6 protein-coding genes are annotated in these 15,554 nt (G+C 66.2%); 4 read left to right on the top strand and 2 right to left on the bottom strand.

The window, feature by feature from the left end; genetic code table 11:
• Positions 1-100 precede the first annotated feature (100 nt).
• Entirely contained in the window at positions 101-1,291 is a 1,191-nt protein-coding gene (locus OYT95_RS09615) for a TerC family protein (protein WP_268791297.1), read from the top strand.
• A gap of 80 nt (positions 1,292-1,371) precedes the next feature.
• Here OYT95_RS09615 and OYT95_RS09620 read toward each other — a convergent pair whose 3' ends face one another.
• Positions 1,372-1,815, bottom strand: coding sequence for an SPW repeat protein (locus tag OYT95_RS09620; protein ID WP_025432050.1), 444 nt, complete (start codon positions 1,813-1,815; stop codon positions 1,372-1,374).
• A gap of 176 nt (positions 1,816-1,991) precedes the next feature.
• Between OYT95_RS09620 and OYT95_RS09625 the strand changes: the two genes are divergently transcribed.
• A complete protein-coding gene (locus tag OYT95_RS09625) occupies positions 1,992-2,150 on the top strand; it encodes a hypothetical protein (RefSeq protein WP_268791298.1) in 159 nt (52 codons plus the stop codon).
• Between the two features lie 48 nt (positions 2,151-2,198).
• On the top strand, positions 2,199-2,510 hold the full coding sequence (locus OYT95_RS09630) for a hypothetical protein (RefSeq protein WP_112298915.1): 312 nt from the start codon (positions 2,199-2,201) through the stop codon (positions 2,508-2,510).
• Positions 2,511-2,514: 4 nt separating this feature from the next.
• Here OYT95_RS09630 and OYT95_RS09635 read toward each other — a convergent pair whose 3' ends face one another.
• Positions 2,515-13,302, bottom strand: a complete 10,788-nt coding sequence (locus tag OYT95_RS09635) for a non-ribosomal peptide synthetase (RefSeq protein ID WP_268791299.1) — start codon at positions 13,300-13,302, stop codon at positions 2,515-2,517.
• A 414-nt stretch (positions 13,303-13,716) separates the two neighbouring features.
• Here OYT95_RS09635 and OYT95_RS09640 point away from each other — a divergent pair, with 414 nt between their 5' ends.
• Entirely contained in the window at positions 13,717-15,549 is a 1,833-nt protein-coding gene (locus OYT95_RS09640) for a DUF4012 domain-containing protein (RefSeq protein WP_268791300.1), read from the top strand.
• Positions 15,550-15,554: the final 5 nt, after the last annotated feature.

Below are 15,554 nucleotides of genomic sequence, written 5' to 3' on the forward strand. Positions count from 1 at the left end.
TGTTCCGCCCCGGCGACCGCGGCAGTTCTGCCGAGTCGCGCCCCCGCGCGCGACTACGCTGACGAACAGGCGCGTTCGCTTCGGCTGAAAGGCAGAGACGATGCATGTGACTCCGTTCGCCTGGACTGTGACGATCGTGGTGATCGTCGCTCTGCTCGCGTTCGACTACTTCTTCCACGTACGCCATGCGCACATCCCGACGCTGAAGGAAGCGGCGATCTGGTCGTCGATCTACATCGGGCTCGCGCTGCTCTTCGGTGTCGCCGTGCTGATCTTCGGCGGCGTCGACATGGGCACGGAGTACTTCGCCGGCTACGTCACGGAGAAGGCGCTGTCGGTCGACAACCTCTTCGTGTTCCTCATCATCATGTCCAGCTTCCGGGTGCCGCGCGAAGACCAGCAGAAGGTCCTGCTGTTCGGCATCGTGTTCTCGATCTTCGCCCGCACCGCGTTCATCTTCCTCGGCGCCGCGCTCATCAACTCGTTCGCCTGGATTTTCTACTTCTTCGGCCTCATCCTGCTGATCACCGCCGGGAACCTGCTGCGGCCCGAGACCGAGGAGTCGCACTCGGCCGACAACTTCATCATCCGGATCGCGAAGAAGTTCATGCACACCACCGAGCACTACGACGGCGACAAACTCTTCACCGTCGAGAACGGCAAGCGGGCGATGACGCCGATGCTGCTGGTGATGGTCGCGATCGGCGGCACCGACATCCTGTTCGCGCTCGACTCCATCCCCGCGATCTTCGGCCTCACCCAGAACGTCTTCGTCGTCTTCACCGCCACCGTGTTCTCGCTGATGGGTCTGCGTCAGCTGTACTTCCTTCTCGACGGGCTCCTCGACCGCCTCATCTACCTGTCGTTCGGACTGGCCGCGATCCTCGCGTTCATCGGGGTCAAACTGATCCTGCATGCGCTGCACGAGAACAACCTGCCGTTCGTCAACGACGGCGAACCCGTGAACGTCATCGAAATCAGCACCTTCGTGTCGCTCGGCGTCATCATCGGCATCCTCGTCATCACCGTGATCGCGTCGCTCACCAGCAAGAAGGGCAGGGCACAGTCCGCGATCGCCGGCGCCCGGCGGCACGCGATCAACTACCTCGACCTCGACTACACCGCCGACCTGGCGGAGCGCGAACGCATGTACGACAAGTTGTTGAACGAGGAGGAGCAACTCAAGAAGCTCGACCCGAAGTTCAAGAAGATGGTCCGCGAAGAAACCGCACTGATGGACCTCATCAAACGCTCCCACCAGGAGCACGACGCGTTCCTCAAACAAAGCTAGGTGGACTCAGCGAAGCGCCCACCGAATCGGCGGGCGCTTCTCTGACTCGTGCCCCATCCCCATGAAGGCACGCGCCGCGACTACCTCCTCCTCATCCGCATTCCGCCGTCCGCCATTCCCATGGCGGTGATACCGAGACCCAGCAGACAGACGACGATGCCGCAGACCACGTTCGACCAGATCATTCCCGCCGTGGTGGTTACTCCGACGACCAGCCACGGGCTGACGATCATCCACAGACCCAGCAGCGGCGCGACGAACGCCATGCCGTGCGTGCGTGAGTAGGCCGACGTGAAACCGACGGCGAGCAGTGCCACCGCAACACCCGACAGCAGGTTGCACATCGCCAGGCCCGACTGGCTCGCGAACCCGACAATCCACGGCGACGCCGCCATGTAGAGGCCAGCCATGAACATCAGGCCCTCGGTGACCTGCGTCATCGGCTGTTCCGAGACTCGGTCGTAGCGAGCCCGCAACTCGGCGATATCAGGGTGTCTCTCGATCGACATACCTGGTGTCGTCATCACCCACCTCCTTGAAAAGAGAACCAATCCCTACCGAAGGGGGTGCCCCGAACTCCATACCGCAAACCAGTGATGACCAGGTAATTTTTCCGATTTCCGCTACCGACCAGTCCCCACGGACCGCAGGCGATCCGCTGCCCTTGGGCAAGCGTCCAGGGGACGGGCATACTCGATGTGTGTGGTGGATTGCCTGGGTCGTGCTCGCGTGGATAGCACTGTCGGTGCCGCTCGCGATCCTCATCGGGAAGGCGATTCGGCAGAAAGACCTGCACGAACTGCCCGCCAAAGAGGATGCGACGAGAAAGAACGACCCTCCCGACCGTACGGTCGCGTGACCGCGCCCCAGCGGGTGCGGTCCCGGTGCAGCTTGGAAGAATGAGGGGATGGCGCTGCCCTTCTATCCCCTCGTGTTCATGAACCTGTTGTTTGCGGCGACCACACTGTGCCTTGCACGACCCTCCCGCCTGTCCGCCGCAGCCACCGTCGGCGCCGCCGTGCTCTGGTTGTTCGGCAACGGACCACTCGAGGGTCAAGTCCTCTGGGAATTCGACGCCACGCACGGCCTCACGGTGTCCGATCTGCTCTCCGTTGCCGCCGTCGCCGTCGCGGTCTGGACGTTCACGACCATCGGTGACCGGCCGTGGGCTCGGCGAACCGGGAGACGCCGCCGAACGCTGTTCCGTGTCCGGTACTGATCGGCTATTCGCCTCTCAATGCCGCCCCCACCACGCGCAGCACGCGCGGTGACGTCATGTGCCAGTGCGCACTGTCGACGAGGCGGTTCCGGACGGCGCCCGCCACATAGGGCTCCCAACTCACTGCCGCCGCCGAACCCGAGGGATCGTCGCGCCCGGCGGTGAAGAACGCGACGTCGCCCCGGAAGACACCGGGGGTGTGGCGATCGAGCAGCGCGCAGTTGTGTGCAGCACTCTCGATCAGCCTGTGGAGTTGGTCGCGGCTGAGAACGGCCGTGGGGCTGCCCGTCACCGCCAGTAGGTCCACCGCCGATTCGGGTGTCATGTCCGCGACGGCCGCCGGCACGTCCCCCTCGACGCCGATTCCCGCCAGCAGGTCGCTCACGCTCACCGGCATCTCGGTGTCCCTCGGATCCGGTTGATGCGCGTAGCTGTCGAGCATCACGAGGGTCGCGACCTCTGCACCCGCTACCTGGAGTTGCACCGCGACCGCATGCGCGAGGACTCCGCCGAGCGACCAACCCAGCAGTTCGTACGGCCCGCGAGTCTGGATCCTGCGGATCTCCTCCACGTACCGCGCGGCCAGGCCGTCGATCGACGCCGGCAGCGTGGCGTCGCCGGTAACCGACGGCGACTGAAGGCCGTAGATCGGCCGATCGGGATCGATCCTGGACGTCAGACCCGTGTAGCACCAGGCGAGCCCCACGATCGGGTGGATGCAGAACAGCGGCCGCCCCTCCCCTGCCGTCCTGATGGGGAAAAGCACGTCAAGCGCCCCGTCACGTTGTCGATCGGCCGAACTCAGCCGTTCCGCGATCGAACTCGGGGTCGGATCCGTCATCACCATCTGCAGCGGAACCGCCACACCCGTGGACGCCTCGAGGGCACTCACCACACGCACCGCCATCAGAGAGGTGCCACCCAGTTCGAAGAAGTTGTCGTCCGCACCCACCCTCTCGACACCCAGCAGCTCCGCGAACGCGGTGGCCACCGCAACCTCGGTGTCCGTCACCGGGGCGCGGAACGCCCGTGGTTCGAACCGCGGCGTCGGAAGCGCACGCCTGTCGAGCTTCCCGGCCGACGCCAAGGGCAGCTCGTCCAGAATCATGATCTGCGACGGCACCATGTAGGCGGGTAGCCGTTCTCGAGCAGACGCCGTCAGATCGTGAGTATCGATACCCCGGCCGCGCTCGGCCGCGACGTAACCGACGAGCCGGTCGCCTCCACGCTCGTCCGAGATCAGCGCCACCGCGGCTTGGGACACCCCCGCCGCCGCCTCCAACACCGACTCGATCTCCCGCAGTTCGATTCGCAGGCCACGCAGCTTGACCTGGAGGTCGGTTCGGCCCAGATACACCAGCTGACCCGTTCGGGTCCACTTGACGAGATCACCTGTGCGGTAAAGGCGTTCCCCGTGCCGGCCGAACGGGTCGGACACGAATCGTTCCGCGGTGAGCTCGCTGCGTCCCACATAGCCGCGGGCGAGTTGGTCGCCGCCGAGATAGAGCTCTCCGGCCACACCCACGGGAACCGGATTCAGCCGTGCGTCCAGCACGTAGGCCCGGGTGTTCCACACCGGCGCACCGATCGGCACGCGCGTATCCACGGATTTGCCCAGCCGGAAGGCTGTCGTGCTGATCGCCGCCTCGGTGGGACCATACGTATTGTGGAATGCGCTCGGACGGAGCGCGATCACGTCCTCCGCGAGCTCGGACGACATCTCCTCGCCGCCCACATAGAGGTGTCGTAGCGAGGACAGGGCCTCCCCCTCACCCATCGCGAGGAACGCGGCCAGTACCGACGGCACGAAATGCATCATGGTGATCCGGTGCTCGCGGATGACGGTCGCCAGATAGTCGAGGTCGCGATGCCCGCCGGGCCGCGTCACCACCAGTTGGGCACCCACGATCAGGGGCAGGAAGACCTCCCACACCGACACATCGAATGTGTACGGAGCCTTGAGCACTCCGCGGTCGTCGGCGGTGACCTCGTACTCCTCGGCGAGCCAGCGAAGCTGATTCACGATTGCGGCGTGGCTGACGGTCACGCCCTTGGGGCGTCCCGTCGATCCCGACGTGAAGAGAACGTAGGCGGTGTTCTGCGGCCGCAGCGGGCGCACCCGGTCGGCATCGCAGATCGGGTGCGAACCGAACCCGGACAGATCGACGGTGTCGATGTCGACGTGTGCGATACCGGCAGGCAAGGACGCCCGGGTCCACGACGTGGTCAACACCAGCTCCGCCGCGGCGGAGCTCAGCACGTCCTCGATACGCTCTGCCGGGTGGTCGGGGTCGAGAGGCACGTAGCCGCCACCGGCCCGGAGGACGGCGCACATTCCGACGATCATGTCCGGCGAACGCTCGAACGCAAGCGCGACAAGGGAATCCGGTCCTACTCCGCGCTCGACGAGCAGCCTCGCCAGGCGGTTGACACGTAGGTCCAGTTCGCCGTACGTCAACGACTCGCCCTCGAAGACGACGGCAACAGCACCCGAGGCGCGGGCCACCTGGGCATCGAGAAGATCGACCAGTGTCGCTGCGCGCAGCTCCACGTCCGTCGAATTCCACGTGTCCAGCATCTGGACGGTCTCGTCGTCCGTCAGCAGGGACAGATCGCAGACGCGACGACCCGGTTGCGTTGCGAAAGCCTCGGCGACGCGCACCAACCCCCATGCGAACCGATCCGCCGTGTCCGAATCGAACAGCTCGGTGGAGTAGGTGAGAGTCCCCGAGACACCGGCAGGGTCACCGTTCTCGTCGTAGCTGTCCGAGAGGGAGAAGTCGAGGTCGAATTTGGTGACCTGCGCATCGATCTCGAGCGGCGCAATGGTCAGTCCCGGCAGTTCCAGCGCCGCCGCGGCCTGGTTCTGAAACGCGAGCATGACCTGGAACAACGACGAATATGATTGCGAACGTGCTGGATTCAGAATCTCGACCAGCCGCTCGAACGGAACCTCCGCGTGGGCCATCGCCCCGAGATCGGTCTCCCGCACCTCTTCCAGAACGTCGAGAAGGGAGGCGCCGGGATCCACCTCGGTGCGCAGCACGAGCGTATTGACGAACATCCCGACCACGTCGTCGAGCACCCGTTCACCGCGGCCCGCGACCGGAGTGCCGATCACGATGTCCGACGTGCCCGTGACGCGCGCCAGCAACACCGCCAGAGCGGCGTGCATCACCATGAACAGGGTCGTATTATGTTGTTGTGCAATATCACCGAGACGCCGATGCGTGTCGGCACCGATGGTCACGGGGACGACGGCACCCGAATTGGTGCGCGTCGCGGGTCGAGGGCGATCGGTCGGTAGCTCGAGGAACTCGGGAATACCCGCGAGTCTGCGCGTCCAGTAGTCGAACTGCGTCGCCGCCAGGGACTCGGGGTCATCTTCATCGCCCAGTACCTCGCGCTGCCACAGCGCGAAATCGGCGTACTGAACCTCGAGCGGTGTCCACCCGGGACGGTCGCCCCTCGCCCGCGCCAGGTACGCCGTCGCCACATCCCGCGCCAGCGGTGCCATGGAGAAGCCGTCCGCGCTGATGTGATGGACCACCACGACCAGGATCAGGTCGTTGTCACTCACCCGCAGAAGTCGCCCACGAATCGGGACCGATGCCGAGACGTCGAATCCTCGTGCGACGACCGAGAGGACGTGGGCGTCGACAGCGTCTTCGGCGACGATTGCCGGGGACAGATCCAACTCCACAGTTTCCGCGGGCACCACGATCTGCACCGGCTCGCCGTCGTGTTCCGGGAACACCGTCCGGAGAGATTCGTGCCGTTCCAGCACGTCGTGCACCGCCTGCTGCAGTGCGGGCACGTTCAGGTCTCCGGTCAAACGCACGCCCAGGGGCATGTTGTACGCCGGCGATGCCGGGTCGAAGCGGCTCAGGAACCACATCCGTTGCTGCGCCGGAGACAGGGGAATACGGTCCGGTCGAGGCTGCCTCGACAGGACCGGGCGGTTACCCGTGCCCACCACCGAAGACACCTGCTCGGCCAGCGCTTCCACCGTCGACGCCTCGAACAGCATCCGAACCGGCACGTGCGCATTCAGCGCCTCACCCAATCGGGCGGCCGCCTGCGTCGCGATCAGCGAGTTACCGCCCAGTGCGAAGAATTCGTCGTCGAGCCCGACCTGTTCCACCGCGAGCACCTCGGCGAAGACGGCGACGACGGCGTCCTGCACCGGCGACACGGGTGCCCGGAAGACCCTCGACTCGAGTACCGGCGCCGGCAACGCCTTCACGTCGATCTTCCCCGAGGGGTTGAGAGGAAATGCGTCGAGCACCACGACTGCGGCAGGCACCAGGTACGACGGCAACACGTCTTCGAGCCTCTTGCGCAACAACTCGACGTCGAGGGACCCGCGGGGCACGACATACGACACCAACGCGTCGGCACCGGCCGCGTTGGGCCGGGCCACCGTGATCGCACCGTCGACGTCGGCGACCCGGGTGATCACCGCGTCGACCTCCCCCGGTTCGATGCGGACGCCACGAATCTTCACCTGCCGGTCCACACGCGCGATGAACTGCAGATTGTCGTCGGCGCGGCGATGCACCAGGTCGCCGGTGCGGTACATGCGAGTACCGCCCGCGCCCGCAACGAATCGCACCGCGGTCCGCCCGGGATCACCGACGTAGCCGCGCGCCAGCCCGGAACCGGACAGATACAGCTCGCCGATCGCACCGACGGGGACCGGGCGCAACCGGTCGTCGAGCACCCGACCGCTGGTGCCGGAAATCGGTCCACCGATGGTCACGTGGCCGTCGACCGCGGCGAGGGTCGCGACGACGGTCGACTCCGTCGGCCCGTACGCATTGAGCATCCGCCTGCCGTCGCTCCATGCGGCGGCAAGATCCGGATGCAGAGCTTCCCCGCCAACCGCGACGACGTCGATGTGGTCGAGCCCGTCCGTGCTCAGGGATGCCAGCACTGCCGGCGTCGAAAGGTAGTGGCTCACCTGGTGTTCCACGAGCACTCGGTGCAGGTCCGGTCCCGCATACACCTCGGCGGGGGCGACCACCAGGCAGGCGCCCGAGCCGAACGCGAGCAGCGCTTCGAGGAGCGCGGCGTCGAAGGTGGGGTTGTAGGCGTGGAGCACCCGTGAGTCCGACGTGACCGCATACCGACGCACCGCTTCCTCGGTCAGCGAGGACACACCGCGGTGGGGCACCATCACTCCCTTGGGTGTGCCGGTGGAACCCGACGTGTAGATGATGTATGCCACCTCGTCCGGATGCACCGGAACATTGACCGGAGCAACATCGTCCAGATATTCACCCGCGGTGATCGGCAGCCACGCGATCCGGGAACCGCCCACCGACATTTCCCCGACGCCGACACCCACGTCGGCCTCGGTCAGCACCCTCTCCAGACGCTCCGCCGGATGGGTCGGGTCCACCGGGACGAAGGCCGCACCGGTCTTGGTGATGGCCCACAGCGCGATCATGAAATCCACCGACCGCGGCAGGGCGAGCGCGATCACGCGACCCGGCCGCGCGCCTGCGTCGATCAGGACCCGCGCCAGCGCATCGGATCGCGCGTCGAGGTCACGGTAGGTGAGGGTCACGGCACCGTCGGAGAGTGCCGGCGCATCCGGGAAGGCGCGGGCAGTGCCGGTCAGAATCTCGGAAAGGGTTCTCGGTTCGGAAGGCTCACCGCCGTCGAGGACTGCGCCGGCAGCGAGGCCGATGCTGCCGACGTCGATCTCGGGGCGGTCGGTGACGACGGCCAGCACGTCCACGAACAATTCGGCCAGCGATCGCACCGTCGCGGCGTCGAACAGCGACGGCGTGTAGGTGACGACACCGTCCACTCCCACGGGATCGTGGTCCGACCAGCGTTCCGAGTATGTGAACGCAAGATCGAACGGCGTCGGAGTGGTGCCGTGCTCCGAGGTCGGCGCGAGGGCGAGCGACACCTGCGGTCGCTCGCCACCGAGCAGGTCGGCCAGGGCCTCGATCGGCACGTCCGCGTCCTGGAAAGCCGCAACATCGAAGCTGCGGACCTGCTCGAGGACTTCGAGGAACGACATGTCCGGGGTGACGCGGGCCCGCAGCGCCACCATGTGGGCCCGATCTCGCGTCAGCCCCGCATTGCCGCCGATGACGATGTCGCGGTGAACGCCGATGCGTGCGAGCAGGATTGCGAGAGTTGCCCGCAACACCGTGAACAGCGTCACGCTCTGCTCGCGCGCCAACCGCAGGGCCGCCTCGTGGTGATCGGAGCCGATCGCGAACTCGTGCACGCAGTCCGACGGGGAAATAGCTCCCCCGACTACCCGATCGGTCGGCACCGGCGACGACGACCCGACGCCGCGCAACGCCCGCTGCCACCGGGCGAGGCTGCTGTCCCCGGATGTCCCCGGTAGCCGCTCCAGTCGCCCGTCGAGATACCGTGCTCGGTCCCCGGTTCGGTACATCCGCACTCCCCCAGTTCCCTCCGTCCCCTCGGGCACGAACGGGTCTGCCACGAATCTTTCGGCCGTGGCCCCGGGCCGACGGTGGAATCCTCGGGCAACCTGCTGCCCTCCCACATACAGTTCCCCGACCGTGCCGGGCGGGACGGGCCGCAACGCCCGGTCCAGCACGTAGATGCGGGACCCGGCATTCAGCTCGGTCGGTTGCGCAGGCTCGCGGTCCCGTCGATCGTGCCCCACCGTCCCACCCTCGACGAGGGGATTCCAGATGTCCGCCACGATGGCGTCGCAGTCGTTGCCCGACCATGCCAGCATATTCGCGTGGGTCACCGCGACCGCCTCCGAGCCCACAGGGCAGAGCACATAGGCAACGCGGTCGGGGTGAATCGGTTCCGACTCCGACGCCATGGCGTCGCGGTCGTCATCGTTGTTCAGCTCGACATCGTCCAGTAGCACGGTCGGGTACCCGCCGTGCGGGATCGCTCGCGCATCCGCACGACTGAGGAGCAGCAGTGTCGGCACCACGTCGGCCAGCATGTACCGGATGCGTTCGGTGGGGTGGTCGGTACTCAGCGGCAGGCAGGTTGCGCCCGCCCGCAGCACGGCGATGTGCGCAACGACCGTGTCGACCGGATTCGACAGTCCGACAGCGACAATGCTCGATTCTCCGATCCCGGAGGCCGTCAGCGTTCGCGCGAGACGGTCGGAGCGACGGTCGACCTCGGCATAGGAGAGCACCTCCCCACCGCTGCTGACGGCCGCGGCGTCCGGGCGGTCGGCCACTCGTCGCTGGAACACCTCGGGCAACGACATGTCCTGGTGCGTTGAATCCCTCGGTCCACCGATGGCTCCGGCCCGCTCGTTCGGGGTCAGCAGGTCGATCGAACTCAACGCAACACCGGGGTTATCGGCGACCACCACGAAGAGCCGGTGCAGCCGCTGCGTCCATTGTTCCACGGTCTCTCGTTCGAAACACGTTGCTGCGTAACGCATTACCCCCTCGATCCGGTCGCCGTGGCCGTCGACCCGACCGCGCAGCGATACCACCAGATCCATGCCGTCGAACTCCCGCTCCGGGTCCGCTTCCACCGACAGCGTCACCTGGAAGAGCGGGTGACGATCCGGCGAAAGCTCTTGCCCGACAGCATCGACCACCTGCGCGAACGGGACCGCACCGTGCGCGCGTGCGGCCTGCTCGGCGCGGTGGGTTTCGACCAGGAACTCCTCGAACGTCAGGCGTGGATCCAGTCTGCTGCGCAGCACCAGAGGCTCGGAATCGTGACCGTCCCGTCCGTCGGGGCAGTCCGACAGGACCGCTCCGACGGCGAGGTCGTCCTCACCGCTCACGACGGACAACAACACCGCCACGGCCGCGTGAACGACCGTGAAGAGCGAGACGTCGTGCCGGACCGCCAGCTGGTGCACATCCCGGCACAGTGCGGGATCCACGGTGAACGGAACCGCACCGGTGAGCGCCCCGGAGTTCACCGAGACTTCGTGGTCCACCGGCAACGGCAGAGAACGCGGCAGACCCCTGAGCTGCCTTGTCCAATAGCGTAACTCGCGTTCGTACGGCGCGGGAATCGGCAACGCGGATCGATCGACCTTGCCGCTGGGGGTGAGCGGTACCGCATCGAGAACTGTGACCGTAGAGGGCACCATGTACGCCGGCAGCCGCTCGGCCACGCCGGCGAGAACGTCGTCGGGATCCAGGCCGGTGCCGTGAACGTAACCGTCGACCACCAACTCGCCGTCCCGGTCGTGTGCCACGGCGATGGCCGTGTCGACGCCCGGATGCCGACCGAGGATCGCGGTGATCTCACCCAGTTCGACCCGGAATCCATGGATCTTCACCTGATCGTCGGCCCGGTCCACGAATTCCAACTCGTGGTCCTTCGACCACCGGACGAGATCGCCCGTCCGATACATGCGTCGCAGATCGGTCGCGAACGGATTGGCGACGAAGCGAGTCGCGCTCGCACCCGGCCGCTCCAGGTATCCGCGGCCCACCCCCGGGCCGGACAGGTACAACTCGCCCACCACTCCGGCCGGCACCGGCTGCAGGAAACGGTCCAGCACCACTGCGGACACACCCTCGATCGGTCGCCCGATCGTGGTGCGGGAACCGGGGACGAGTGCTTCGGTGGCCGTGGCCCACACAGTCACTTCCGTCGGACCGTACAGGTTCAGCACGGTGCGGTCGACGCCCCACCGCGCCACCAGGTCCGGCGGGCAGACCTCCCCCGCGACGGCGAGTACCTCGAGGTCGGTCAATCCAGCCGGATCCATCTGCGCCGGGACGGCCGGTGTGGTGGTCCAGTGGGTGATCCGCTCACGCCGCAGCAGGTCGGCCAGCGCTTTCCCTCCGCGCACCGCCGGCGGCGCGATCACCAACGTCGCGCCCGCCGTGACCGCGACCAGCAACTCGTGAATCGAGGCGTCATAGGAGGGCGACGCGCACATCAGCACTCGCGAGCGGGAATCTGCGGAGTAGAGACGACGCAATGCGGCGGCGTGATTCGCGAGTCCCCGATGAGGCATGGTGATACCGCGTGGCGCCCCCACCGAGCCGGACGTGTAGATGACATACGCCGCGTTGTCCAGCCTGATCGGGTGTGCCAGTTCTGCATCGGCGATCGGTGTGCCGTCCCCCGGTGCATCGGCCACATCCACCCACTCGACACCAGGAGGCACCACCTCCGGTTCCGTTGCGACAGCGATGGTGACACCTGATTCGTCGATCATGTGCGCGATGCGTTCGGCCGGGTAGCCCGGATCCACCGGGACGAACGCCGCGCCGCAACGCGCGACGGCCCACACCGCGACCACCTGTTCGATCGAGCGGGGCAGCATCAACGCAACGCGGTTGCCGACACCCACACCCTGTGCGAGCAGTCTGCGCGCGAGCCGGTTCGATCGCTCGTGCAGAGCGCGGTATGTCATCTCGACATCGCCGCAGCGGACCGCAACCGTGTCGGAATCCGCTGTCTGGTCGAACATGTCCGGAAGGGTGAGCGGAGACACCGAGGGAGGGCCGGTGAGAGGGGCCAGCGCCTCGAGTTCGTCGTCGGTGAGCAGCGGCAGGCTGCCGACCGCCGCGTCGGCGTCCGCACCGACGAAGCCGCCCAGATACTCCAGAAATCTCTCGTGGTGTCCCACCAGTTCGTTCCGCTCGTACACCGCCGGGTTGCCCTCGAAGTCCACGCGGACGTTCTGACCGGCGGCACCCGGATAGATCGCCACCGCAAGGTCGTCGACCGGGCCGGCGGTGAGAACGTTCAGTTCACCGAGTACGTCACCCCACCACGTTTCGGTGTGGAACATCATGATGTTGACCATCGGCCCGAAGCCGCGGCCGACGCGGGAGGTCGACCGCATGTCGTGGAGGATGTCCTCGTACCGGAAGCGTTGATGTCGCAGCGCACCGGTGAGTTCCAACTGGACACGACGCACCAGGTCGTGGGTAGTCCCGTGCGCATCCACCGCGATCCGGAGCGGAACGATATTGGCCACACTGCCGCCCGAACGGCGCGCGCCCGCGGTGGTGCGAGCAGACACCGGGAGACTCAGCACGACATCCGAATTGCCCGTCATCCGGGCGAGAAATGCGGCGAACGCCGCGACCACGATCGGTACCTCGAACGAATTCCACTCTCGAGCGAGCGCTTCCAGGTCGTCGACGACACCGGGATCCATCACCTTGCCGGCGAGCAACGACACAGCCGACGGGGCGCTCCCCCGGTCGGTCAGACGTGAGGGCTCGGGCAGGTTCGCTGTTCGTTCGGCCCAGTACTCTCGGTCGATCTCGAATCGGCGGGACCGCGGGTACGCATCCTCGGCCTCGTACAGTTCGCGTAGTGGCAGCGCCTTCGACGCGGGAGCTTCCGTGCGCTCGACTGCGTGCGTGTAGAGCTCGGCTACGCGATTCATCAGCACCATGGCGCCGTAGCCGTCGAGGATCAGGTGGTGCGCGAAGGTGGTGAGAAAGTAGTGGTCACGGCCGACGTGCAGCAATGTCGCCGAAATCAGCCGGTCCCGGTACACCGACATGGGGCGGCGTCGCCGCTCGTCCATCCACCGGTGCGCCTCCGCCACCGGATCTTCACGGGACCGCAGATCGACGTAGGCGAGTTCGTCGTCGATCGTCTCGTCGGCCAACTGGTACGGCTCACCCGCGTAGTCGACGATCCGTACCCCAGGTGACTCGATGTCGAACGAGCCCTGCTCGGACGCCCACTTCAACGCCCCGACGTCCACAGGCCCGCGAAGCTCGACATACTGCGCGACGAGAATGGGGACGTTCGGTTCCAACTGCTGCGCGAACCACAGTCCCTTTTGGGCATGCGAGAGCGGGAACGCACGTGAATCCACTTCACCTGCAGTCTTGCGCGGGAACCCCGAGCCCACTATCTGTCCCCCGATCTACAACTTTGACGAACTGCCCGAATGCGGGCCGTATACGTATGGGTGTTGCAGAAGAAATCGTTACGGTGACCCTACTCGCAGTCCCAGCTCGTTCGCAGCGCTCGTCGGGCGGGTGCCCGTGCCACCACCGAACAGGAACATGACGGCGCTTACCCTTACTCTTTGATAGCCGGAAACAGACACGGACAGAGGAGGATACGGCAGGTGCCGCAGGTCTGCGAACTGCGCTGGAAACGGGAAGTCGGCAGCGGAAACCGCCGTCATGACACGACCAGCAGTCGTCCTGCGCATTCCTCCCGCGACCGGCAGTTCAGCTACGCGACCAGAAACCTTATCCTCGATAGCTAGGAGCAGACCTGAATGGACGCGAAGTCGCCCAACAACTCCCACAGCGACGGTTCGACATCCGCTGAGGCACCGATGGAACCGCGCCGATGGACCGTTCGACGGCGGGTACTCACCGGTGTGGGCATTGCCGCCTTCGCCGTGGTCGCATGGTTCGGCTTCTCGGCCTGGCAGGTCCAGCACAACCTCACCGGCGCTCGGGACAACGCGCAGCTCGCCAAGGACTCACTGCTCGACGGCGACACGGCAGGAGCCCAGCGAGCGGCGGCCGAAGCCAGGGAACGGGCCGCAGGCGCACAGGACAACCTGCACTCGGTCCCCTGGAGTTCCCTGGCGGCCGTTCCCGGGCTGGGAGCCCCGTTCGAATCGGCGCAACAGATGTCCGACGTCGTGGTCGGGCTCACTCGTGACGTTCTCACACCCGCAGTCGACGTCGGTGTCGCGTTGTCACCCCGGGATCTGATCGGCGAAGGCGGCAGCGTGCAACTCCAGCCGCTGCGCGACGCGGCCCCGGCGCTGCAGGAGACGTCGACTGCAGCGCGGAACCTGGCAACTCAGGCGCAGGGCATTCGAGGCGCGGGATACCTCGGCCTGGTGGACGATGCGCGGACCGAGCTACAGAATCAGACCGACGACGTGGCAAAACTTCTGGAGAACACGACGATCGGCGCCAAAGTACTTCCGGCGATGCTGGGCCTCGACGGACCGCGAAGCTATTTTCTCGCGTTTCAGACCAACGCGGAGGCACGCGCCACCGGCGGACTCGTCGGCGGTTACAGCGTCATCCGGGCCAGCGACGGAAAACTGGGCATCGAGAAGCTCGGCAAGAACACCGAAGTGTCCTACGACAAGCGACCTCTCGATCTCGGCCCCGATTACAAGAGCATGTACGGCAACTACAATCCGTCGGTCGACATCCGCAACAGCAACCTGAGCTCCCACTTCCCCTACGCGGGCCGGATCTGGCAATCGATGTGGGCGCAGGAGTCGGGTGAGCGGGTGGACGGAGCGATCGCGACGGATCCTGTGGCACTGAGCTACGTCCTGGCCGCCGTCGGCCCGGTCACCCTGCCCGATGGGGAGGTCGTCGATGCCGGCAACGTCGTGGAACTGACCGAATCAACCGCCTACACCCGATTCATCACCGACGAGGCCAATTACACCGCCGACAACGCCGACCGCAAGGAATACCTGCAGACCATCGCCGGGAAGGTCGTCGAAAAGATGACCGGCAAGATCGAATCGCCCCAGCGACTGCTCGACGCGGTCGGGCGGGCCGCCGGGGAGCGACGCATCGCGGTGTGGAGTGCGCATCCGGAAGAGCAGGAAGTTCTCGCCGGCACCACGCTCGGATACACGGTGCCCGAAGATCCCGCCCCGTACGCCGGGGTGGTGATCAACAACAACGGCGGCAACAAGCTCGACTACTACCTCGACCGCGAGATCGACTACACCGCCGGCGACTGCACAGGCCACACACGTGCGACCGCCGTCACCGTGCGGCTGACGAACAACACCCCGGATACCAAGTTTCCGCGCATCGTCGCAGGCACTTTCAAGGACAAGCCCCTGCCGTACGGCACCAACCTCGCGATGGTGTCGCTGCTGTCGACCAACGGCGCGACCCTGACGAAGGCGACCATCGACGGCAAGCAGTCGTTCGCCATTCAAGGAAAAGAGCTGGGGCACCCGATCTTCACGGTCCCCGTCACCATCCCGAAGGGCGCGACCGTCGAGTTGCGATACGAACTGACCGAGCCCAGCGCACCGGGTGCGGCGCGGGTGCCGGTCCAGCCGCTCGTCGATGATCCGAAAGTGACCGTCAGCGTACCGAACTGTGGGGGGTGAACGGG

The sequence above is a fragment of the Rhodococcus sp. JS3073 genome, from assembly GCF_026810085.1.
Classification (GTDB): Bacteria; Actinomycetota; Actinomycetes; order Mycobacteriales; family Mycobacteriaceae; genus Rhodococcus_F; species Rhodococcus_F wratislaviensis.